The organism is Haemophilus sp. SZY H56, assembly GCF_054332415.1.
This window is the reverse complement of the sequence record NZ_JBTGNX010000010.1, coordinates 71011-92528: the sequence shown is the minus strand read 5'-3', so window position 1 is coordinate 92528 and position 21518 is coordinate 71011. Positions and strand designations below refer to the sequence as shown.

Below are 21518 nucleotides of genomic sequence, written 5' to 3'. Positions count from 1 at the left end.
ATTGTGTAGTGTTTACCCATAAAAAATCTGCACCTCAATTGTTGGTTTGTTGAGTCCAACTTTTGGGGTGCAGATCATTTTGACCGCACTTTAAAGTTTAAAAATTTAATTAATTCAAGTATTTAAATGCTTTGACGACTTTTTGAACACCAGACACTTTACTTGCAATTTCTGCCGCTGAGTCACCTTGTGATTGAGTGACGTTTCCGAGTAAGAATACTTCACCATTTTCGGTGATCACTTTCACATCTGTTGCTTTTACATTATCGCCAACAAAGAGTTTTGATTTAATTTGTGTGGTAATCCAGCTGTCTTTAGTAATTTGACCAAAGTTAATTTTATTGCCCACACGTAATTCATTATAGACGTCATTCACGCCGTCCACGCCTTTTGCAAGACTGGTTGCGGTTTCTTTCACGCCTTCACTCGGCACTTGACCAATCAATAATACACGACCACTATAAGAAACGGCATGTACACGACCTTCTGATTTAATTTGTGCATCTTTATCTAATGCATTTTCAACTTTTATTTCTAACGTTTCATCATCGACTTGCGTCCCCATTGTGCGAGGATCCGTTGCAACTTTAGCACCAGCAGCTGCGCCACCAAGTACAGCAGCCACACAGCCTTGTAACATAATCGATGCACCAAGTACGAAGGCGAGTTTTTTTAATGGGGTTAATTTCATTATTAATCTCCTTTTTATAAATGAGTGAGTTAACTAGTTAGTCAATTAATTTTAGAAATAGTTTGGTTGGAAAAGCCTTTAATGTCAAGCTCTTGGGAAAAGCGTGTTATCAACAAGCTCACAAAGAGCATTAATAACAAATAAATGATTTTCCAAAATCCGTGCTTCTTTCGTCGCGGGAATAGAGATTTCTAAATCAGCTTCAGCTAACACACCTTGAATCGCATCATTGTTTGCACCGGTTAAGGCAATGACCTGAATTTCTTTGTTGACGGCATTCGCAATCGTATTCAGTACCGCTTTTTCTGTTCCAAGCGGCGCAAAGGCAATCAATAAATCGCCAGGCTTCGCGATAGCGTTGAATTGATGCTGATACAGTTGATCAATAGGTTGATCAAAAACCAGTGAAGAACCGACCGCACTTTCAAGGCTAAGATGTACGGATGGCAGGCTAGGGCGCTCAAAATCATAACGATTAAGCAAATTTGATACTAAGAATTGTGCATTCGCATAAGAGCGAGCGACACCACAGGCAATCACTTTATGACCACTTAACAAACATTGCATGACCATTTGTGTGGCAGTTGCAATATTTTCTGATAATAGACTCGAAGCAGAGATTTGAATCTGAATACTTTCGCTATAAATATCTTTAACTTTTTGTAACATAATCGGAAAAGGTTAATCGAGAAAATTAGGAATCCATTGGATATCACTGGCGGTTTTTCCAAAGGCGATAAGATCAAAACGACAATCCGCATCTTCAAGGCTTAGGTTACGTTTGGCTAGCCATAAATTTGCGGAATTTAGCCATTTTTGTTGCTTTTGCCAATCCACGCTTTCAACAGCGGATCCAAATGTCGAACTGGATCGTTGACGTACCTCAACAAAAACAATCGTTTGACCGTCTTGCATAATAAGATCTAATTCACCGCATTTGAAATATTGATTCGCCGCGATGAATTTAAGGCCTTTGGTTTCTAAGAAAAGGCGGGCTTGATGTTCAAAGCCCGCCCCTTGTTGGCGTTTTAATGAAAACATAGATTAGTTTGCAACTGTAACTACGTGACCATCTTGTACTTGATACCATGTCATATCACGATTTATATTGCAGTTTGAATCGGCATTAAGCTGCCCAGTTAAACCGCTTAAGGTATAACCCGGTACTTGGCGTAATTCGTTAAAGTGATTGATGAGCAACCATGCATCAGCACCCATTGCATATAAACGCATTAATTGGAACTCACCACCGGTTGAACCCGCTACTTTTTGGTATTGTGAAGAATCATTTTGTTTAAAGAACGGAATATCACTAAATTGAACGCCATTCATTTTTGCATAGTATTCCGCAGTATTGCTTGCCGCATTTGAACGAGAACTTGCATAAATGCGAACATTCGGATTGCTGGTATCTAAGTAACCTTTAATTTCTGCTAATTCATCTGGCGATGACACGACATAAAGCCCAGCTGTATCTTGTGAAGCACCTTGGAAGAAATAGGTAATATCAGCTGGTAAGTTATAGTAGCGAATATTCGCATCTGTACCCGCTAAACGTTGCCAACGTACATTGAACGCATTACCAACACGTTGTCCTAAATCATTTTGTGGCATCGCAACGATGGGCTGGCGAATACCATCTTGCCACATTTTATTTGCAGCCGATTCCGCTTCATCCTCTGGAGATAAACCGTAATAACACATTTGGTTAATTGTGCGCACATTCGGTGTCGCATTTAATGCTAACACATCTATACCTTGCACTTCTGTAGGATTTGAAATAATCGTATCCACATTCTGTTTGAGCAATGGTCCGACTAATGCTTTAATGCCAGCGTTTTTAGCTTGTACAATAATTTCGTTAATTGGTGTGGTTGATGAGTCAAAGACCTGCACTGGGATAGTTGAGTCACCTTTGGCATTATTGAAACCTGATTGAATCGTTGTACCTAAAATTTGTCCATCTCCACTTAAGGGTAAGATTAACCCAATTTGAGCTAAATTTGTTTGTTGGAAATTTAATAAGCTTTCTAGCTCTTTAGGGAAAAAAGTAGCTGCAACGTGACTTGGATAAGCGGATTTCCAGCTTTGTAGCGCTTGACTTAATTGTACTGGCTGACGAATGTTGTCATTATAGGCTTTAATTAAAGTGAGCCACCCCCCGAGTGCTACGCTGCCTTCATCTGAGGCATTATTAATGACCCCTGTATTAGCAGAGTGGAGTAATGCCCAAGTCTTATCGACATTATTTTTACGACGTTGTATATCTGTTAAGTTTTCATCCATTTTGATGCGTGCTTTCACCGCTTCAATCACATCTTTACGATTTTCTGCAGTTTGCGCAAAGGTTTCGTAATAACGGGATTTTTGTGATGGACTTAATTTCGTAAGATCAAGCGCACGTAATTGACTTTCAGCCATCTCATTAGCGCCTTTCGCCGCAGAGATACTCGCTTCAACTAACGTACGGTCTAATTGTTGCGCTTCGTTTAAGTCAACTAACTCCGTTAATAGCTCTTCCGCTTGGGGTACTTTATTTTCAGTAATTAATACACGTGCCGCTAAGAGTTTGTAAGTTTGTTGATCTTCTTTATCTTGTGCTTGTCCTAATTTATTCATATAAAATTCAGAACTTGCATTGGCATCACGTTGTAATGTTTGGGTAAAGCTGCTATCGAATAAGTTAGAACAACCTGCTAATGCAACAGACAATAAAATCGGCATTAAACGTTTTTTAAAACGACCGCCTTGTAATAGAATAGACATATTCGCTCCATAATGAATAAATCAATAATGGGCGATCTTACTTATCTCACAATGTAAAAGCAAACAAAAATGAATGATTTAACCGGAATTTTATATATTGTCGCTACGCCAATCGGGAATTTACAAGATATTACGCAACGTGCTTTAGAGACCTTTTCGCATGTAGATTTAATTGCTGCGGAAGACACGCGCCACAGTGGTTTATTGCTCAGTCATTATGGTATCAAAAAGCCTTTTTTTGCCTTGCATGATCACAATGAACAAGAAAAAGCACATGTGTTGGTAGAAAAGCTAAAACAAGGTATCAATATTGCATTAATTTCCGATGCAGGAACCCCCTTAATTAGCGATCCAGGTTTTCATTTAGTGCGTCAATGTCGTGAAGCGGGCATTAAAGTAGTGCCACTACCAGGTGCTTGTGCAGCGATTACTGCATTATGTGCATCAGGCATTGCGTCAGATCGTTTTTGCTTTGAAGGTTTTTTACCTGCGAAAACTAAGGCACGTAAAGATAAGTTAGAAAACGTCGCAGAAGAAGACCGCACTTTAATTTTCTATGAATCAACGCATCGCATTTTAGATACCCTTGCCGATATGCAAGATGTATTAGGTGGTGATCGTTATGTTGTGCTTGCACGTGAAATTACGAAAACGTGGGAAACCATTGCAGGGGATAAATTAAGTGATCTTCGTCAATGGTTAAGTGAAGATCCGAATCGCACAAAAGGTGAGATGGTGTTAATCTTGGAAGGCAAACCCAAATTAGAAGATAGCGAAGAATTTTCACCACAAGCAATTAAAGCACTCACTTTGATTGCCAAAGAACTCCCTTTAAAAAAGGCTGCGGCGATTGTAGCAGAACTTTATGGTTATAAGAAAAATGCCTTATACCAATTTGGATTAGATAATTTAGATTAGTCAAAAAACTATCTCCCTCTTTAGCAAAGAGGGGATAGGAGAGATTTGGCTGAATTAATTTTTATAAATTTCGGAGAACAAATGTTAAAACAGGTTTCAGATACCTTACTTGCACCAAGCAATTTATCGCATCAATCATTGCTTAATATTTTTGATGTAATGTCGCATCGTCATATTGATTATGCGGATCTTTATTTTCAATTAAGCCAAGATGAAAGCTGGGTATTAGAAGACAGCATTATTAAAGAAGGTGGCTTTCATATTGATCGCGGTGTTGGTGTGCGCGCCGTTTCGGGTGAAAAAACAGGCTTTGCGTATTCTGATCAAATCAATTTAGCCTCATTACAACAATGTGCTGAAGCTGTAAAAGGCATTGCACAAATTAAAGAAGGTAATTTAATTTCGCCTCAGGCATTTAATGCGGTGAATGCGGTTCAGCGTTATGCGGCGATTAACCCGTTAGAAAGTTTAAGTAAAGAGAAAAAGATCGAGTTATTATACTTAGTGGATCATACAGCTCGATCTGAAGATCCTCGTGTTACGCATGTTTCCGCAGCATTAAGCTCAATTTATGAAGAAGTGTTAGTGGTCGCAACGGATGGCACTCTTGCTGCAGATATTCGCCCGCTTGTGCGTTTATCTATTTCGGTTCTCGTGGAAGAAGATGGCAAACGTGAGCGTGGTAGTTGCGGTTCAGGTGGACGCTTTGGCTTAGATTGGTTCTTTGACGTGGTAAATGGGGATATTCGTGCCGTTAATTTTGCCAAAGAAGCGGTTCGTCAAGCCCTTGTGAATTTGAGTGCGGTCGCTGCACCAGCAGGATTAATGCCTGTGGTATTGGGGGCAGGTTGGCCTGGCGTATTGCTTCATGAAGCAGTAGGGCATGGTTTAGAAGGGGATTTCAACCGCAAAGAAAGCTCTCTATTTACAGGAAAAATTGGTGAGTTAGTGACGTCGCCATTATGCACAATTGTGGATGATGGCACATTGCAAAACCGCCGTGGTTCTTTAACCATTGATGATGAAGGTGTGCCTAGTCAATGTAACGTTTTAATCAAAGACGGGATTTTGCAAGGCTATATGCAAGATAAACTCAACGCTCGATTAATGGGTGTGAAACCAACAGGAAATGGTCGTCGTGAGTCTTATGCACATTTACCAATGCCGCGAATGACAAATACCTATATGTTGGCGGGGCAAAGCAAATTTGAGGATTTAGTAGCCTCTGTGGATCGTGGTATTTATGCACCGCACTTCGGTGGTGGGCAAGTGGATATCACTTCGGGTAAATTTGTGTTCTCGACTTCTGAAGCTTATCTGATCGAAAAAGGTAAAATCACCAAACCGGTTAAGGGCGCTACATTAATTGGTAGCGGTATTGATGTGATGCAAAAGGTGTCTATGGTCGCAGATAAAACAGACTTAGATCTTGGTATCGGTGTATGTGGCAAAGATGGCCAAAGTGTGCCAGTCGGCGTTGGTCAGCCCGCCTTGAAAATAGATGAAATCACCGTTGGTGGAACCAATTAAACATACAGCCCGATAAACCATGTCGGGCTTTTTATTCCTCCATTTAAGTGCGGTCAATTTTTTAGGTATTTTTATCAATCGATTTTTGATGAATAATCATTGAGTTATGTGAGAAACTAAGCGTACCATATTTCTATTTCAATCCTTTTGTGATCCCTATCACAATATCTTGTAAAACCAGTTAAAAATTTCCCCAAACAATCCCAATAAGTGGTACATTTACCGTGCATGACTTTTTGTCATTTAAGAGGTAGAGACAGGCGTGAGCTTGTCTGAAATTTTATCAACTAGAGGGAAACATTTATGTTAATTGGTGTACCTAGAGAACTGCTTGATAGCGAAAATCGTGTGGCGGCGACGCCAAAAACGGTTCAGCAGATCTTAAAACTGGGCTTTGACGTCATCGTAGAACACGATGCGGGATTCAAAGCAAGTTTTGAAGACCAAGCATTTATCGACGCCGGCGCAAAAATTGGCTCAAGTTCAGAAGTGTGGCATTCGGATGTGATTTTTAAAGTGAATCCACCAACGGATGCAGAAATTGATCAAATGAAGGAAGGTGCAACACTTGTGAGCTTCATTTGGCGCGCACAAAATCCGGATTTAATGAAAAAACTCACGTCGAAAAAAATTAATGTATTAGCGATGGATTCTGTGCCACGTATTTCCCGTGCGCAAGCGCTTGATGCATTAAGCTCTATGGCGAATATTTCTGGTTATCGTGCGGTGATTGAAGCAGCTCATGAATTTGGTAGTTTCTTCACTGGACAAATTACTGCAGCAGGTAAAGTACCCCCGGCAAAAGTGTTAGTCATTGGTGCGGGTGTTGCAGGTCTAGCGGCGATTGGTGCTGCGAATAGCCTTGGTGCGATTGTACGTGCTTTTGACTCTCGTCCTGAAGTAAAAGAACAAGTACAAAGTATGGGCGCGTCTTTCTTAGAAATTGATTTCAAAGAAGAAGGCGGTAGTGGCGATGGTTACGCGAAAGTGATGTCAGAAGAATTTAACCGTCGTGCGATGGAGCTTTATGCGGAACAAGCGAAAGAAGTGGATATCATTATTACCACTGCAGCAATTCCAGGTAAACCAGCCCCTCGCTTAATCACAAAAGAAATGGTTGATTCCATGAAACCAGGTTCTGTGGTGGTGGATCTAGCGGCTGCAACAGGCGGTAACTGTGCTTACACTGAAGCAGGAAAAGTCGTCACCACTGAAAACCAAGTGAAAATCATTGGTTATACCGATTTCCCAAGTCGTTTACCAACACAATCTTCCCAACTTTACGGTACAAACTTAGTTAATTTATTAAAACTACTTTGTAAAGAAAAAGACGGCAAGATCAATATCGATTTTGAAGATGTGGTATTACGCGGTGTGACTGTGGTACGTGATGGGGAAGAAATTCCACCAGCACAAATCCAAGTGTCAGCACAACCAAAACAAGAAGCGAAAGCGGCACAAAGTGCGGTTAAAAAAGAGGAAGAAAAACCGGCGGATCCTCGCATCAAATATGGTGTGATGGCGGGTGTAGGTGTGTTATTCCTCTGGCTTGCATCTGTGGCGCCAGCGGCATTTCTTTCTCACTTCACCGTATTCGTATTGGCTTGTGTAGTCGGTTACTACGTGGTTTGGAACGTCAGCCACGCTTTACACACCCCACTTATGGCGGTAACCAATGCGATTTCAGGTATCATCATTGTGGGTGCATTACTGCAAATTAGACAACCAACAGGCAACTTCTTTATTGATGCATTAGCCTTTGTGGCAATCTTGGTGGCAAGCATCAACATCTTTGGTGGTTTCCGTGTAACCCAACGTATGTTGGCGATGTTTAGAAAAGGTTAAGGAGAAGACGATGTCTGAAGGTTTAGTACAAGCAGCCTATATTATCGCTGCATTACTTTTCATTATGAGCTTAGCCGGTCTTTCTAAACATGAAACGGCAAAAGCTGGTTGTTGGTATGGTATTGTCGGTATGACAATTGCCCTTATTGCAACCATTTTCGGCCCGCAATCTGAAGGTACATTATGGATCATTATTGCGATGATCATCGGTGGCGTGATTGGTGTTCAACGTGCATTAAAAGTTGAAATGACTGAAATGCCTGAACTCGTTGCGATCCTTCACAGTTTTGTAGGTTTAGCAGCCGTGCTTGTAGGCTTTAACAGTTACGGCTTAACACACGAAACCGATCCTGTGTTAATGAATATCCATAACGTTGAAGTATTCTTAGGGATCTTTATCGGTGCGGTAACATTCACGGGTTCTATCGTAGCATTCGGTAAATTAAGCGGCAAAATCAATTCAAAAGCATTAATGTTGCCACATCGCCATAAATTAAATTTAGCGGCGTTAGTAGTTTCTGCTTTATTGATGGTCGCTTTCTTAAACAACCCAGATAATATCTTCCCAGTGTTACTCATGACCGCGATTGCACTTGCATTCGGCTGGCACTTAGTGGCATCTATCGGTGGTGCGGATATGCCGGTTGTGGTTTCAATGCTTAACTCATACTCTGGTTGGGCAGCGGCTGCAGCAGGTTTCATGCTAAGCAATGACTTGCTTATCGTCACCGGTGCATTAGTGGGTTCTTCTGGTGCGATTCTTTCTTACATTATGTGTAAAGCGATGAACCGCTCATTTATCAGCGTTATCGCTGGTGGTTTTGGTAATGATGTTCAAGTATCTTCTGATGAAGAACAAGGCGAATACCGTGAAACAACCGCAGAAGAAGTGGCTGAATTACTCAAAAATGCAAGCTCTGTGATCATCACGCCAGGATATGGTATGGCGGTAGCACAAGCGCAATATCCAGTGGCTGAACTTACGGCGAAATTGCGTGAGCGTGGTATTAACGTGCGTTTTGGTATTCACCCTGTTGCAGGTCGTTTACCGGGTCATATGAACGTACTTTTAGCCGAAGCGAAAGTGCCTTATGACATCGTGCTTGAAATGGATGAAATCAATGATGATTTCGCGGATACTGATGTGGTATTAGTTATCGGTGCAAACGACACCGTAAACCCAGCAGCGATGGAAGATCCAAACAGCCCAATCGCAGGTATGCCAGTGTTAGAAGTATGGAAAGCACAAAACGTTATCGTATTCAAACGCTCTATGGCGGTGGGATACGCGGGCGTTCAAAACCCATTATTCTTCAAAGAAAACACTCAAATGCTCTTTGGTGATGCAAAAGAACGTGTTGATGACATTCTTACAGCATTAAACAAATAAGAAAAAAACTGAAGTAAAACAGGCCGCACTTTGAGAGATTAAAGTGCGGTTTTTTTACATTAACGTTGAATCAAATAGCGTAATTTGGTGCCATCTTGTTCTACTCTTAATAGAGTGTAGCCGTGGTTTTTAGTATCAACAGGAATGTTGTTGATAGATTGAGCACAGTCGCTTAATAGTTCTAAGATTTCGCCTTTTTGTAATTGAGGCATGGTTTCGAGCATCACGATTGCTGGATACGGGCAAGGTTCACCTAGCGTATCTAACGTGTAATCTGGGGTGATGTCTTTCGGATCTTTATCTAATTTTTGAACAACGATAAATGCCATAATAATGTCCTCTTTTTTTGAAGGAATTCGTTAATATTTAATTAGCAACCACAAGCTTGTGGATTTGCTGCCGCAATTTTTGCTTTAGCCTTTTTCAAGAAGTGATGTTCCCACCAAATGACAGCGATTAAGCAAAGAATAAGCAAGCCATAATTCACTAATAAACCGCCAACAGGGCCAAAGGATTTCAATAAGTTAAGTTTTTCGTAATCTAATGCGAGCACTGGTGCAAGATCGTCCCATGCATAGGCTAAATAAGTTGAACCGATAACATTACCCACGCCCACCCACATAAAGTGAACTTGACCTTCCATTGAGCGATACATCCAACCGGTTTCACATCCGCCCGCTAACACAATACCGAAACCGAATAATAAACCACCGATAATGGCATTTGGGCCTGCCCACATGATTTTGGCTGGTACGCCTAATTGAATATAGCTGAATACGCCAAGTGTACCTACGATAATACCGAAGATAATCGCTTTTGCCATATAAGCACGACCTGTTACCCATAAATCACGGAAAGCAGAAGTAAAGCAGATTTGAGCACGTTCAATTAATAAGCCGAAAGCTAAACCGCAAAGCATTGCAAAGCCAAGTTTGACGGAGTTTGTCATCACATAAAGGGAAGCGATAAGATAGGCAAAAAAGACAACCATACCAATCCAGAAACGACGATTAGCTTGTTTCGGGTCTGTTTCTTGTAATTTTGCTGCACCTTTTTTCAATTCTAATTTCACGCGAAACATCGGTAGTAAGGTCACTTTTACCCCTGCATAAGTACCTACAGCAGTTGCAATAGTGAAGAACCAAGCGTGAACCGAAAATTGTGGAATACCGGTGAAGAGAGAGGCAAGGTTACAACCCATCGCTAAACGAGCACCAAACCCCGCTAATGCACCACCAATAAGGGCTTGGACAATACGACGTTTGTGTGGTTGATTACGCCATTTTACGTTGTTTGCCCAAAGTGCAGCAGAAATACACCCCGCAAACATACCTAAAATCATCACACCATCAATACGGGTGAAGATCGTGCCTTGCATGCCGATAATTTTATAATAGCTCCAGTCGGACACATCGACGCCTAGCGCTTGCAAAGCATGACCGCCCCAACGGGTAAATTCCCCAGTAACCGCCCAATAAGTGCCCGTTACCCCAAAGTAATAAGCTGAAATGAGTCCGGCTGCAATAACTGCCGCGACAGGATTCCAGTATTTGATCAGATAATTTTGTTTGAATTGCTGCAAAATCTCTTTCATGAGTGAATAAATCCTTAAATTGAAATGATGATTTGCAAGTGCGGTATAAAATGAAGAGATTTTTGAAGTGTCTGCCATTTTCCTATACACAAAACTTGCGATATAAGACAAATGAATTGTCGAGCAAGATAATAGCATTTGTTTTTTGTTAATGCACGAGGGGAGGGATAATTATTTGTGGGTAATTTAGGATTTAGACAGACTTACTGTCTGTCTAAATGTTAAGAGAAAACTTAAACGGGCAATTTCATTTCTCGTACACGCATGGTTAATCCATCGATTAACAATAAGCGTCCACATAAATTTGAACCGATTTTTAACCGCACTTTGATGGCTTCTAAGGCTTGAATTGAACCCACAATCCCCACGATTGGCGCCAGTACGCCAGCTTCTACACAGCTTAAAACATTTTGCCCAAAGAGCTGACTAAGCTGGCGATAGGTTGGGGTATTGGGTTCATAAGTAAAGACGGAAACCTGTCCTTCTAAACGGATCGCAGCACCGGAAACAAGCGGGATCTTCGCTTGTTCGCAACCACGATCTAACATATTACGAATATCCACGTTATCGGTACAATCTAATATCACATCAAAGTGCGGTATGATTTTCGCGAGTTTTTCTTCGGAAAGTTGTGCATTGATGGTTTCAATTTCGACGTGTGGATTAATCTGTTGTAATGCGATTTTTGCCGATTCCACTTTAGGCATATTCAATCGGCTATCCGTATGCAACACCTGACGTTGCAAATTAGAAAGCGATACGGTGTCAAAATCCAATAAGGTTAAATGACCCACGCCAGCCGCTGCAAGATATTGACTTGCCGCACAGCCTAAACCGCCTAGACCGACAATTAACATTCGGCTGTCTTTCAGCTTTTCTTGTCCGTCAAAATCAACCGCTTTTAAGATGATTTGGCGGTTATAACGCAGTTCTTCTTCGTAGCTTAATTCAGCCATTATTGCCCCAATAGGTGATTAAACGGTTCAATGGTGACGATTTCGCCAGCTGCCACATTACTACGATCTTTTTCTAAACGAATAAAACAGTTACTTTTCACAAAAGAACTGAATAAATGCGAGCCTTGGAAACCCACCGGTTGCACTTCAAGTTGACCATTTTCATTGATTTGATAGAAACCGCGTTGGAAATCTAAACGACCTGGTGCTTTTTTCAAATTGGTTTGAGCAATCGCTTGAAAGTGCGGTTGTTTTTTCGGGTGTTTTTTACCGCTTAATTTGGCAATAGCCGGTTGCACTAATTGATAGAATGTCACTAATGCAGAAACGGGATTGCCAGGTAAACCGCAGAACCAAGCATTTTCTAACTTACCGAAAGCAAATGGCTTGCCGGGTTTCATCGCAATTTTCCAGAAATTCACTTGGCCCACTTTTTCTAACACGGTTTTCGTAAAGTCAGCTTCCCCCACCGAAACACCACCACTCGTGATGACAAGATCGGCCTGAGCTTGTGCTTTCACAAAGGCCGCTTCAAATTCTGCTTGGTTATCTGGCAGAATACCAAAATCGAGCACATCACAATTTAATTTTTCTAGCATTAATTTGACGGTGAAACGGTTGGTATCGTAGATTTGTCCCGCTTGTAATGGTTGGCCGACAGGCACTAATTCATCACCCGTTGAAAGCACGGCCACTTTTAAGCGAGGGTAAGCTTTCACTTCAGCGATGCCTAATGACGCGAGTAAAGGTAAAGAAACGGCATTTAACTCATCCCCTTGATGTAATACCACATCACCTTTTTTCACATCTTCACCAATACGGCGAATATTCTGATTCGCTTTAGGTAATGCTGCAAAGGTAACAGAACCATCTTCATTGACGGTGACATCTTCTTGCATAACTATCGCATCAGCACCTTCAGGAATCATCGCCCCCGTCATAATTCTGACCGCACTTTGAGCTACCCATTCCCCTTGAAATGGATTACCCGCAAAGGATTTTCCTGCGACAGAAAGCGTCATGGATTGCTGTAAATCGGCTAAACGAACTGCATAGCCATCCATCGCAGAGTTATCAAAAGAAGGCACGTTAATCGGAGAAATCACATCTTCCGCACAGATACGATCTGCAGCTTCAGTTAAAGCCAGTGTTTCAGTTTTTGTTGGGAAGGGAAGTTGGTTGAGCATTTGCGCCAAGGCATCTTCAAGTGGCAACATAATCAATCCTTTGGGTTGAGCAAAATAAACGTGGATATATTGTAGCCCGAAATACAATATGAAGGAAATTAATAAATTAGGGTGATTTTTCGCATTTTACGAATAATTCATCTTTTGTTAAAATAACACAATATTTTTTATAAATGGAAAGTAAATGAACGCGATTTCACCTGATGCGGAAAGTGTCCGCCGAGCCTTGGTAGCCAAAGGCATCGAAACACCAATGATTGATCCGACTCAATGTAAAGATGAGCGCCGTGCGGCGATTGCTTCGCATATGCGTGAAGTGATGGAATTGATTGGATTAGATCTGCATGATGATAGTTTAGAAGAAACGCCAAATCGCTTAGCCAAAATGTTTATTGATGAAATTTTCAGTGGAATGGATTATGCCAATTTCCCGAAAATGACGAAAATCAAAAACCAAATGAAAGTGAGCGAAATGGTGCAAGTGAATGACATCACCTTGACCAGTACTTGCGAGCATCATTTTGTGACAATTGATGGCAATGTTGCTGTCGCATATTATCCAAAAGATTGGGTGATTGGCTTGTCTAAAATCAATCGCATTGTGGCGTTTTTTGCGCAACGCCCACAAGTACAAGAGCGTTTAACTGAACAGCTTTTAACGGCATTTCAAACCATTTTAGAAACTGATGATGTGGCCGTTTATGTGAAAGCAACACATTTCTGTGTGAAAGCTCGCGGAGTAAAAGATACCCACAGTTATACCGTGACATCAGCCTATGGCGGGGTCTTTTTAGAAGATCGCGAAACTCGAAAAGAATTTTTATCTTCTATTTAGAAATAACGAAAAAAGCACCGAGCATTCGGTGCTTTTTTATGTTTTTAGCTTCGAACACTTAATTTCTCAAATTCATCGAAGAATGTTGGGAAGGTTTTAGCCGTACATTTTGGATCTAAAATCGTGACGGGGGTATCCGATAAAGCAATCAACGCAAAGCACATTGCCATACGGTGATCGTTATAAGTCTCAATTTCGGCATGTTTAAATTGAGAAAGGGGAAGCGGTTGAATTCGAATAAAATCTTCACCTTCTTCAACCTCTGCACCGACTTTTCGTAACTCGGCAGCCATAGCTGAAAGGCGATCGGTCTCTTTCACACGCCAGTTATAAATGTTGCGAATAACGGTTTCACCCTTGGCAAATAAAGCGGTTGTGGCAATCGTCATAGCCGCATCAGGAATGTGGTTCATATCCATATCAATGCCGTGGAGTTCAGCTTGTTCTGCTTGAATAAAATCTTCACCCCAAGTGATTTTAGCGCCCATTTTTTCTAGCACGTCAGCAAATAGGCGGTCGCCTTGAATGGAATGTTTGCCAATTCCCGTCACTTTTACGTTGCCTTTAATCGCGGCAGCGGCAAAGAAATAAGAGGCAGATGAGGCATCACCTTCGACCATGTATTTGCCAGGTGAAACATAGGATTGGTTACCTTTCACCTTAAACACTTGATAATGTTGATTTTCAACCGAAACACCAAAATCTTTCATCATCGCGAGGGTAATATCAATATAAGGTTTTGAAACTAAATCACCCACAATATGGATATCTAAATCGCCTTCAGCAAGAGGCGCAGTCATTAAAAGTGCGGTCAAAAATTGAGAAGAAATTGAACCGTCAATTTTAATCATGCCACCTTTAATCCCTTGATTACGAATTGCAACTGGTGGGTAACCGTCATTTTCTAAATAACGAACATTGGCGCCTGCTTGAAGAAGTGCATCAACCAAATGTTTGATTGGACGCTCTTTCATACGGGGCTCACCAGTCAAAATAACTTCGCCTTCTGTATCGCCTTTTAAACAAAGCGCAGCGGTTAAAGGTCGCATAGCGGTGCCAGCATTGCCTAGAAACAGCGACAAGCCATTTTCAACCTGAAATGCGCCACCTAAGCCTTCAACTTCACAGCAAGTTTTGTCTTCGGATAGTTGGTAATTCACCCCTAAAGATTTAAGGGCATTTAACATATGACGAATGTCATCACTGTCTAACAAGTTAGTGACCGTTGTGGTGCCTTTAGCTAATGCTGCTAATAATAATGCACGGTTTGATAAACTTTTCGAGCCAGGTAAGTTGATCTCACCTTCAATGCGAGAAATTGGCTCTAAAGTGATTGCTTTCATTACAAGACCACCGTTTTATTTTTATACACAAAAATACGATCATGTAAGGCAAGATCAAGCGCACGGCTTAATACGGTTTTTTCCACATCACGGCCTGCACGCATCATGGCATCGGCAGAGTAAGTGTGATCCACATTTATTACATTTTGCATAATGATCGGACCTTGATCTAATTCATTATTAATAAAGTGAGCCGTTGCACCAATAATTTTTACGCCACGTTCATAGGCTTGTTGATAGGGTTTTGCTCCAATAAATGCGGGTAAGAATGAATGGTGAATATTGATGACGCGATTGGGATAACGCGCCACGAATTCTGGATTTAATACACGCATATATTTAGCTAACACAATATAATCAGGTGCATATTCATCAATTTTTTCAGCGAGTAATTTATCGTGTTCCACACGAGTGAGCCCTTCATGACTGACACAATGGAATGGAATATCAAAGCGTTCAACTAATTCGCGTAAATTATCGTGATTTCCAATTACTGCCGCAATTTCTACATCTAATGCACCGTAGTAATTTTTCATTAAAATATCACCTAAACAGTGCGCTTCTTTAGTCACTAAAATTACGATACGTTTACGTTTTGCACTGATTAGCCGACAGTTTGTCCCTTTCGGCAAACTATAATCTAAATCAGCTAGCAAGGTGTCTTCATTAAAAATCCCTTCTAATTCGGTACGCATAAAGAAATGCTTTGTTTCAAAATCAACAAACTCATTATTGTGTAGGATATTTAATTGATGTTTGTAACAAATATTGGTGATTTTAGCGATTAAGCCTTTGTCATCTGGACAGTCGGTCAGTAATATTTTCTTTTCTAACATAATGAATATTTTGCAAGGTAAATAAAAAAAGAGAACCCATAAAAATGGGTTCTACATAGTTGATAATGAAATTAGATTTCGAAAGAAGCTAAAGATACACCTTTATCCAAGGCCTTTTGAATCACACGAGGTGTACGACCTTGGCCAGTCCAGGTTCTTTCTTGACCTGTTTCATCAGTATATTTGTATTTTGCTGGACGAGGTTCACGTTTTTTACGAATTGAAGCTGGGGCAATACCAATAATTGCCGTTAATTCTTCTGCCGTGATACCTTCTTGTTTAATTAACTCTTTATATTTGGCAATACGAGCACGACGTTCTTGTTCAGCTTGTTTAATTTCAGCGGCTTGAGCGCGTTTTTCTTCAACAGCAGCTTGTAATTTTAAAAGTGAATTTTCAGCTTGCTCTAATGTTAAATCGCGTATAGCTGCGCGCAAGCTACGAAGATTAGTTAAACCTTTTGTTAATTCGTTCATTACTACCTCTTTTTACGTGTGTGAATGCTTAATTATTTTCAAAACATATGATAGCGAAAATAATATATTTGGTAAATATGAATTAACAAAAATACAATAATTAATTAGTCGAATGTCATCATATTTATATTATCAATTGAATTATTCTTATATTGTTTTCCTCATATAGAGGTTAAATTTCTTAACAAACACGTAACAATCTTATAAGTAATGGTAAATAAAACAATAGATCTAGGAAAAAACATAAGATTTTATTGGTAATATTATCTGTTTTAATGTAATCTTTCTATATCCTATACAACAGTAGAGGTGCGATTACTATAAGTATTTTCTTAGAGTGGATAACGTTGAAGAGAAAGGAAAGGAGTGGTTGCCGAAATCGAATAAAAGTCATTTTATTCGGTTGGTTGCGTGTTCGAAAGGAACGTGACTGTCATAGTTTTATGTATTAACTATGGAGCGCTACGGTTCGGTCTGGTTATACTTGATTGTATCTTTTCTTGCCGTTGTCTCCATTAATTTATAGGTATAACTTAATGGAACTAATTGATTATTCTTCATCTATTTATTCAGTTATACCCGCATTTCTTGCGATTGTTTTAGCGATTGCAACGCGTCGGGTTCTGGTTTCTCTAAGCGCAGGGATTATTGTTGGGACGTTAATGTTGGTTGACTTCCATCCATTGGATGCGCTTATTTATTTAAAAGATAATGTTGTTGCGTTAGTTTATAGTGACGAAAATGGCATGAATTCAAATATGAATATCGTGTTTTTCCTCGTTTTACTTGGCGTATTGACCGCACTTTTAACGGTATCAGGTAGCAATCGTGCTTTTGCTGAATGGGCTCAAAAGAAGATTAAAGGTCGTCGTGGTGCAAAATTATTAGCCGCATCTTTAGTATTTGTGACATTTATTGATGATTATTTCCATAGTCTTGCTGTGGGGGCAATTGCTCGTCCAGTCACCGATCGTTTTAAAGTTTCTCGTGCTAAATTAGCGTATATTCTTGACTCAACGGCCGCACCTATGTGTGTCATGATGCCAGTATCTAGCTGGGGAGCATATATTATTACTCTCGTAGCCGGTTTATTGGCAACCTATTCTATTACATCTTATACGCCAATGAGTGCATTCGTTGCCATGAGTTCAATGAATTACTATGCGATCTTCTCATTATTAATGGTGTTCTTTGTTGCTTATTTCTCATTTGATATTGCGGCGATGGCTCGCCATGAAAAATTAGCCATGGAGCGTGATTATAAAGAAGAAGTCATTGAAGGTGTAAAAGGTAAAGTTCGTAATTTAATTTTACCGATTGTGGTTTTAATTGTGGTGACTGTATTTATGATGATCCACACGGGGAGTGAAGCTTTAACTGCTGATGGAAAACCATTTAGTATCTTAGGTGCCTTTGAGAATACAACGGTGGGAATATCACTGGTTGTAGGTGGTTCAAGTGCGGTTGCAATGTCAACATTATTGATTATCCTTGAGCGTCAAGTTTCTTTACAAGAATATGGAAAAGCCTGGATTGTTGGTATTAAATCGATGTTAGGGGCAATTGCCATTTTATTCTTTGCTTGGACAATTAATAAAGTAGTAGGTGATGCACAAACAGGTAAATACTTATCTTCTTTAGTGAGTGGTAGCATTCCTGTTCAATTTTTACCTGTTCTTTTATTTGTACTTGGTGCGGCAATGGCGTTCTCAACAGGGACAAGTTGGGGAACATTCGGGATTATGTTGCCAATCGCAGCAGCAATGGCGACCAATTCAGCACCAGAGTTATTACTCCCTTGTCTTTCAGCCGTAATGGCTGGTGCAGTATGTGGGGACCATTGTTCACCGGTTTCTGATACGACGATTTTGTCATCAACTGGGGCGAAATGTAACCATATGGATCACGTCACCACACAATTACCGTATGCGGCAACAGTAGCAACAGCAAGTGCTGTCGGTTACATTGTAGTTGGTTTTACAAAATCAGGTTTAGCGGGATTTGTAGCAACTGCAGCAGTATTAGTTGCTTTAGTGTTTATCGTGAAAAAACGTTAATCAATAAGTAAAAGAAGAAAGGGGCGTACTATGCAGTACGCCCTTTTTGCATTCATTATCAAAATTATAATAATGGACTAAACAAGAAAAACAATCGTTCGATAATTCGATGATAGAGAGGGCGATTAAGCCATTCTTGCATATCGAGTTTAGATGAATTCGCTAAGTAATTTTCGTGGAGTGTTGCGACTTCATTCGCAAAATTACGATCTTCGACGACAATGGTGATTTCAAAATTAAGTAAAAAACTACGCAAATCCATATTTACTGTACCAACAAGTGCAAGTTTATTATCAATCAGTATACTTTTTGTATGCAGAAGCCCCGCCTCAAAATGATAAATTTTTACTCCCGCTTCTAGCAAATCATCAAAGAAGGTACGGCTTGCCCAGCGAACCATTAGGGAATCATTTTGTTTCGGTAAAATAAGCGTGATATCAACGCCACGGAATGCGGCAATACGTAATGCTTCAGCGATATTGTGACTTGGTACAAAGTAAGGCGAGGTGATAACAATACTTTCCCTTGCTGCATAAATGGCGGTAGCAAGAGATTGAGCGATTAGATCATCAGGAAAAGCGGGTCCACTCGCAATGACTTGCACTGAATGCGTGTCGTTATCGTCAATTTCCATAATCGGGCAGTTTGGTAATAAAAGCGGTAATTCTTCCGTCGTTTCAATTTCCCAATCCCAAGCGTGTAGGCTGTTTAAAATCGGCGAAACAGGACCATTAATTCGCACCATTATATCTACCCAATTGCCCACATTACTTTCTTGTTTGAAGAAATTAGGGTCCACCATATTCATACTACCTGTATAGGCAATTTGATTATCAATGACGATAATTTTACGGTGTTGGCGTAAATCAATTCGGTTGAAGAACATACGGAATAAGTTTACGTGTAGCGCTTCTGTAATCTCAATGCCTTTCGCTCGCATTGCTTTACAAATAACACTTTTAAGAAAGGCTCTACTACCAACGGAATCCAGTAAAAGACAAACTTTTACGCCACGTTGCACAGCTTCTTCTAACGCTTGTTTAACCTCATTAATTAACCCATCATTACTCCAAATATAAAAGACCATATTAATGGAATGGCGAGCTTGTTGAATATCACCGATGATACTTCGAATAATGGTTTCCGGGGTATCGAGAATATGTAATTCATTTCCTCGAATATTCGGAATGCCTAAGCGTTGGTGGACTAATTTAAATAAAGCACGATAACGTGGGTCTTTAGAGTGAGTGACCACATCTTTTTGCTCTGAAAGCAGATTAAGCCATTTGATGTATTTAGGTTTTAACAACTGAAATGCTTTGGCACGGCGAGCACCGAGTTTCACTTCACCAAAAATTAAATAGGCAATGACACCAATCAGCGGCACGAGGTAAATAATCATCAGCCATGACAACGTAGCGGAAACCGCTTGTTTTTTGACGAGCAACCGCAAGGTGACAGAAATAACCGCCACCCAAATTAACACGGGAATAATATAAACCAGTATAATATGTTCAAAATTCATTAAATTTTAACCACACTTATGAAATTAGACATTGTTTATCAGACTGATGATTTTATCATTATTTACAAGCCTTGTGGTCTGAGCGTGCATAAAGATCAAAGCGAAATTGGTTTAACCACTTTGCTTGCTGAGCAGCTTGGCGTGTCACAAGTTTGGCTTGTACATCGGTTAGATAAAGTGACATCAGGTTTACTCATTTTAGCATTAAACGCCGAAAGTGCGGCTGAATTTTTCCGACTTTTTTCTGAACACCATATTCAAAAAACTTATCTCGCTCTTAGCAATCAGAAACCCAAAAAGAAACAAGGATTGATTGTAGGGGATATGCAAAAAGCCAGGAACGGAGCCTGGAAACTCTGCCAATCGAAAGAAAATCCTGCTATTACTCGTTTTGAAAGTGTAAGTTGTGAGCCTAATTTACGATTATTTATTTTAAAGCCACAAACAGGCAAAATTCATCAATTACGTGTTGCGATGAAAAGCTTAGCTAGTCCCATTTTAGGCGATGCGCTTTATGGCAAAAAGACGGAAAAAATTGACCGCACTTATTTACATGCTGCAAGATTGCAATTTGAATTTAAAGGTAAAGCATTTGATGTGTTTACCCCTCCGAAAGAAGGAGAGTTGTGGCATCGTGAGAGCGTCCAATCTCAGATTCAAAAATTTGGCTCAGAGCATGCTGAGTCAACTGAACAGGAAAAGTGCGGTTAAGATTTCAATTATTTTGTATAATAGCCACAATTTTTCACATTAGGAACAAAAATGAAATTTATCTCTTTTAATATTAATGGTTTACGTGCCCGCCCTCATCAGCTTGAAGCAATTATTGAAAAATACCAACCGGATGTGATTGGTTTACAAGAAATTAAAGTCGCGGATGAAGATTTTCCTTATGTAATTACCGACAATCTGGGGTATCACGTTTTTCACCATGGGCAAAAAGGGCATTACGGTGTAGCACTGTTAATCAAACAAGAACCCAAAGCGGTGCGTTGTGGTTTTCCAACAGATAATGAAGATGCACAAAAACGCATTATTATGGCAGATTTAGAAACGCCATTTGGTTTGTTAACGGTAATCAATGGCTATTTCCCACAAGGCGAAAGTCGTGCACATGAAACCAAGTTTCCAGCAAAAGAAAAGTTTTATGCCGATCTTCAACGCTATTTAGAACAAGATCACGATAAAGTAAACCCTGTTTTAATTATGGGTGATATGAATATTAGCCCAAGCGATTTAGATATTGGCATTGGCGATGAAAACCGCAAGCGTTGGTTGCGTACCGGCAAATGTTCTTTTTTACCCGAAGAGCGTGAATGGTATCAACGTTTATACGATTATGGCTTGGAAGATACGTTCCGTAAATTAAACCCAACAGTCAATGACAAGTTCTCGTGGTTTGATTATCGCTCAAAAGGTTTTGATGACAATCGTGGATTACGTATTGATCATATTTTAGTGAACCGTCAATTAGCAGAGCGTTGTATTGATGTTGGTATTGCATTAGATATTCGAGCGATGGAAAAACCGTCAGATCACGCTCCAATTTGGGCAGAATTTAAATAGGGA

At 40.2% G+C, this 21518-nt stretch carries 20 protein-coding genes and 1 riboswitch; of the genes, 8 read left to right on the top strand and 12 right to left on the bottom strand.

Annotated elements, in window-relative coordinates; genetic code table 11:
• Positions 1 to 109: 109 nt before the first annotated feature.
• The 4 genes from dolP to ACXVWP_RS08510 all read right to left on the bottom strand — a co-directional run bounded on the left by dolP (position 110) and on the right by ACXVWP_RS08510 (position 3457).
• On the bottom strand, positions 110 to 691 hold the full coding sequence (dolP, locus tag ACXVWP_RS08525; RefSeq protein WP_458473356.1) for a division/outer membrane stress-associated lipid-binding lipoprotein: 582 nt from the start codon (positions 689 to 691) through the stop codon (positions 110 to 112).
• 84 nt (positions 692 to 775) lie between these two features.
• Positions 776 to 1360 carry a D-sedoheptulose-7-phosphate isomerase gene (locus ACXVWP_RS08520; protein WP_289902041.1) on the bottom strand — a complete coding sequence of 195 codons (585 nt, stop codon included), beginning with the start codon at positions 1358 to 1360 and terminating at the stop codon, positions 776 to 778.
• A 12-nt stretch (positions 1361 to 1372) separates the two neighbouring features.
• A complete protein-coding gene (locus tag ACXVWP_RS08515) occupies positions 1373 to 1732 on the bottom strand; it encodes a YraN family protein (RefSeq protein WP_289902042.1) in 360 nt (119 codons plus the stop codon).
• A gap of 3 nt (positions 1733 to 1735) precedes the next feature.
• A complete protein-coding gene (locus ACXVWP_RS08510; protein ID WP_289902043.1) occupies positions 1736 to 3457 on the bottom strand; it encodes a penicillin-binding protein activator in 1722 nt (573 codons plus the stop codon).
• A 69-nt stretch (positions 3458 to 3526) separates the two neighbouring features.
• On the opposite strand from ACXVWP_RS08510, the gene rsmI reads away from it, so the two are divergent.
• From rsmI to pntB, 4 genes are all read left to right on the top strand, one after another.
• Positions 3527 to 4375, top strand: a complete 849-nt coding sequence (gene rsmI, locus ACXVWP_RS08505; protein WP_289902044.1) for a 16S rRNA (cytidine(1402)-2'-O)-methyltransferase — start codon at positions 3527 to 3529, stop codon at positions 4373 to 4375.
• An 81-nt stretch (positions 4376 to 4456) separates the two neighbouring features.
• The gene (gene tldD, locus ACXVWP_RS08500; RefSeq protein ID WP_297569243.1) at positions 4457 to 5905 is read left to right on the top strand and encodes a metalloprotease TldD; all 1449 of its coding nucleotides are present in this window, start codon (positions 4457 to 4459) and stop codon (positions 5903 to 5905) included.
• 303 nt (positions 5906 to 6208) lie between these two features.
• Positions 6209 to 7750, top strand: a complete 1542-nt coding sequence (gene pntA / locus ACXVWP_RS08495) for a Re/Si-specific NAD(P)(+) transhydrogenase subunit alpha (RefSeq protein WP_054418819.1) — start codon at positions 6209 to 6211, stop codon at positions 7748 to 7750.
• A gap of 10 nt (positions 7751 to 7760) precedes the next feature.
• Entirely contained in the window at positions 7761 to 9140 is a 1380-nt protein-coding gene (gene pntB, locus ACXVWP_RS08490; protein WP_289902046.1) for a Re/Si-specific NAD(P)(+) transhydrogenase subunit beta, read from the top strand.
• Positions 9141 to 9199: 59 nt separating this feature from the next.
• Here pntB and yedF read toward each other — a convergent pair whose 3' ends face one another.
• From yedF to moeA, 4 genes are all read right to left on the bottom strand, one after another.
• Positions 9200 to 9469, bottom strand: coding sequence for a sulfurtransferase-like selenium metabolism protein YedF (yedF, locus tag ACXVWP_RS08485; protein ID WP_289902047.1), 270 nt, complete (start codon positions 9467 to 9469; stop codon positions 9200 to 9202).
• A gap of 41 nt (positions 9470 to 9510) precedes the next feature.
• Complete coding sequence (yedE, locus tag ACXVWP_RS08480) at positions 9511 to 10734, bottom strand: selenium metabolism membrane protein YedE/FdhT (protein WP_297569247.1); 1224 nt, start codon at positions 10732 to 10734, stop codon at positions 9511 to 9513.
• Positions 10735 to 10967: 233 nt separating this feature from the next.
• The gene (gene moeB / locus ACXVWP_RS08475; protein ID WP_297569250.1) at positions 10968 to 11690 is read right to left on the bottom strand and encodes a molybdopterin-synthase adenylyltransferase MoeB; all 723 of its coding nucleotides are present in this window, start codon (positions 11688 to 11690) and stop codon (positions 10968 to 10970) included.
• The gene (moeA, locus tag ACXVWP_RS08470) at positions 11690 to 12907 is read right to left on the bottom strand and encodes a molybdopterin molybdotransferase MoeA (protein ID WP_297569253.1); all 1218 of its coding nucleotides are present in this window, start codon (positions 12905 to 12907) and stop codon (positions 11690 to 11692) included. Before moeA ends, moeB begins: the two co-directional genes overlap by 1 nt.
• A 154-nt stretch (positions 12908 to 13061) precedes the next feature.
• Here moeA and folE point away from each other — a divergent pair, with 154 nt between their 5' ends.
• A complete protein-coding gene (folE, locus tag ACXVWP_RS08465) occupies positions 13062 to 13712 on the top strand; it encodes a GTP cyclohydrolase I FolE (protein ID WP_128787452.1) in 651 nt (216 codons plus the stop codon).
• A 44-nt stretch (positions 13713 to 13756) separates the two neighbouring features.
• On the opposite strand, the gene aroA is transcribed toward folE, so the two are convergent.
• From aroA to ACXVWP_RS08450, 3 genes are all read right to left on the bottom strand, one after another.
• On the bottom strand, positions 13757 to 15055 hold the full coding sequence (gene aroA, locus ACXVWP_RS08460) for a 3-phosphoshikimate 1-carboxyvinyltransferase (RefSeq protein WP_128787451.1): 1299 nt from the start codon (positions 15053 to 15055) through the stop codon (positions 13757 to 13759).
• A complete protein-coding gene (purU, locus tag ACXVWP_RS08455) occupies positions 15055 to 15891 on the bottom strand; it encodes a formyltetrahydrofolate deformylase (protein WP_128787450.1) in 837 nt (278 codons plus the stop codon). The genes aroA and purU overlap by 1 nt, the downstream gene beginning before the upstream one ends.
• A 71-nt stretch (positions 15892 to 15962) precedes the next feature.
• Positions 15963 to 16367 carry an H-NS family histone-like protein gene (locus ACXVWP_RS08450; protein WP_297569258.1) on the bottom strand — a complete coding sequence of 135 codons (405 nt, stop codon included), beginning with the start codon at positions 16365 to 16367 and terminating at the stop codon, positions 15963 to 15965.
• 296 nt (positions 16368 to 16663) lie between these two features.
• A riboswitch (Lysine riboswitch) is annotated at positions 16664 to 16840 on the top strand.
• Positions 16841 to 16903: 63 nt separating this feature from the next.
• On the opposite strand from ACXVWP_RS08450, the gene ACXVWP_RS08445 reads away from it, so the two are divergent.
• On the top strand, positions 16904 to 18424 hold the full coding sequence (locus tag ACXVWP_RS08445; protein ID WP_297569262.1) for a Na+/H+ antiporter NhaC family protein: 1521 nt from the start codon (positions 16904 to 16906) through the stop codon (positions 18422 to 18424).
• Between the two features lie 64 nt (positions 18425 to 18488).
• Here the strand turns inward: ACXVWP_RS08445 and cls are convergent, their stop codons facing one another.
• On the bottom strand, positions 18489 to 19949 hold the full coding sequence (gene cls, locus ACXVWP_RS08440; protein WP_369866777.1) for a cardiolipin synthase: 1461 nt from the start codon (positions 19947 to 19949) through the stop codon (positions 18489 to 18491).
• An 18-nt stretch (positions 19950 to 19967) separates the two neighbouring features.
• Between cls and ACXVWP_RS08435 the strand changes: the two genes are divergently transcribed.
• Together ACXVWP_RS08435 and xthA are read left to right on the top strand one after the other, a co-directional pair.
• Complete coding sequence (locus ACXVWP_RS08435; protein WP_369866776.1) at positions 19968 to 20660, top strand: TIGR01621 family pseudouridine synthase; 693 nt, start codon at positions 19968 to 19970, stop codon at positions 20658 to 20660.
• 51 nt (positions 20661 to 20711) lie between these two features.
• Entirely contained in the window at positions 20712 to 21515 is an 804-nt protein-coding gene (gene xthA / locus ACXVWP_RS08430; protein WP_369866775.1) for an exodeoxyribonuclease III, read from the top strand.
• Positions 21516 to 21518 lie beyond the last annotated feature (3 nt).

What these genes read in the sequence shown, in the direction of transcription:
- pntA (WP_054418819.1), top strand. Translation starts at nt 6,209, where the DNA reads ATGTTAATTGGTGTACCTAGAGAACTGCTTGATAGCGAAAATCGTGTG.
- yedF (WP_289902047.1), bottom strand. Translation starts at nt 9,469, where the DNA reads ATGGCATTTATCGTTGTTCAAAAATTAGATAAAGATCCGAAAGACATC.
- ACXVWP_RS08510 (WP_289902043.1), bottom strand. Translation starts at nt 3,457, where the DNA reads ATGTCTATTCTATTACAAGGCGGTCGTTTTAAAAAACGTTTAATGCCG.
- aroA (WP_128787451.1), bottom strand. Translation starts at nt 15,055, where the DNA reads ATGAAAGCAATCACTTTAGAGCCAATTTCTCGCATTGAAGGTGAGATC.
- yedE (WP_297569247.1), bottom strand. Translation starts at nt 10,734, where the DNA reads ATGAAAGAGATTTTGCAGCAATTCAAACAAAATTATCTGATCAAATAC.
- moeA (WP_297569253.1), bottom strand. Translation starts at nt 12,907, where the DNA reads ATGTTGCCACTTGAAGATGCCTTGGCGCAAATGCTCAACCAACTTCCC.
- purU (WP_128787450.1), bottom strand. Translation starts at nt 15,891, where the DNA reads ATGTTAGAAAAGAAAATATTACTGACCGACTGTCCAGATGACAAAGGC.
- ACXVWP_RS08520 (WP_289902041.1), bottom strand. Translation starts at nt 1,360, where the DNA reads ATGTTACAAAAAGTTAAAGATATTTATAGCGAAAGTATTCAGATTCAA.
- ACXVWP_RS08435 (WP_369866776.1), top strand. Translation starts at nt 19,968, where the DNA reads ATGAAATTAGACATTGTTTATCAGACTGATGATTTTATCATTATTTAC.
- pntB (WP_289902046.1), top strand. Translation starts at nt 7,761, where the DNA reads ATGTCTGAAGGTTTAGTACAAGCAGCCTATATTATCGCTGCATTACTT.
- ACXVWP_RS08450 (WP_297569258.1), bottom strand. Translation starts at nt 16,367, where the DNA reads ATGAACGAATTAACAAAAGGTTTAACTAATCTTCGTAGCTTGCGCGCA.
- ACXVWP_RS08515 (WP_289902042.1), bottom strand. Translation starts at nt 1,732, where the DNA reads ATGTTTTCATTAAAACGCCAACAAGGGGCGGGCTTTGAACATCAAGCC.
- moeB (WP_297569250.1), bottom strand. Translation starts at nt 11,690, where the DNA reads ATGGCTGAATTAAGCTACGAAGAAGAACTGCGTTATAACCGCCAAATC.
- xthA (WP_369866775.1), top strand. Translation starts at nt 20,712, where the DNA reads ATGAAATTTATCTCTTTTAATATTAATGGTTTACGTGCCCGCCCTCAT.
- ACXVWP_RS08445 (WP_297569262.1), top strand. Translation starts at nt 16,904, where the DNA reads ATGGAACTAATTGATTATTCTTCATCTATTTATTCAGTTATACCCGCA.
- dolP (WP_458473356.1), bottom strand. Translation starts at nt 691, where the DNA reads ATGAAATTAACCCCATTAAAAAAACTCGCCTTCGTACTTGGTGCATCG.
- cls (WP_369866777.1), bottom strand. Translation starts at nt 19,949, where the DNA reads ATGAATTTTGAACATATTATACTGGTTTATATTATTCCCGTGTTAATT.
- folE (WP_128787452.1), top strand. Translation starts at nt 13,062, where the DNA reads ATGAACGCGATTTCACCTGATGCGGAAAGTGTCCGCCGAGCCTTGGTA.
- tldD (WP_297569243.1), top strand. Translation starts at nt 4,457, where the DNA reads ATGTTAAAACAGGTTTCAGATACCTTACTTGCACCAAGCAATTTATCG.
- rsmI (WP_289902044.1), top strand. Translation starts at nt 3,527, where the DNA reads ATGAATGATTTAACCGGAATTTTATATATTGTCGCTACGCCAATCGGG.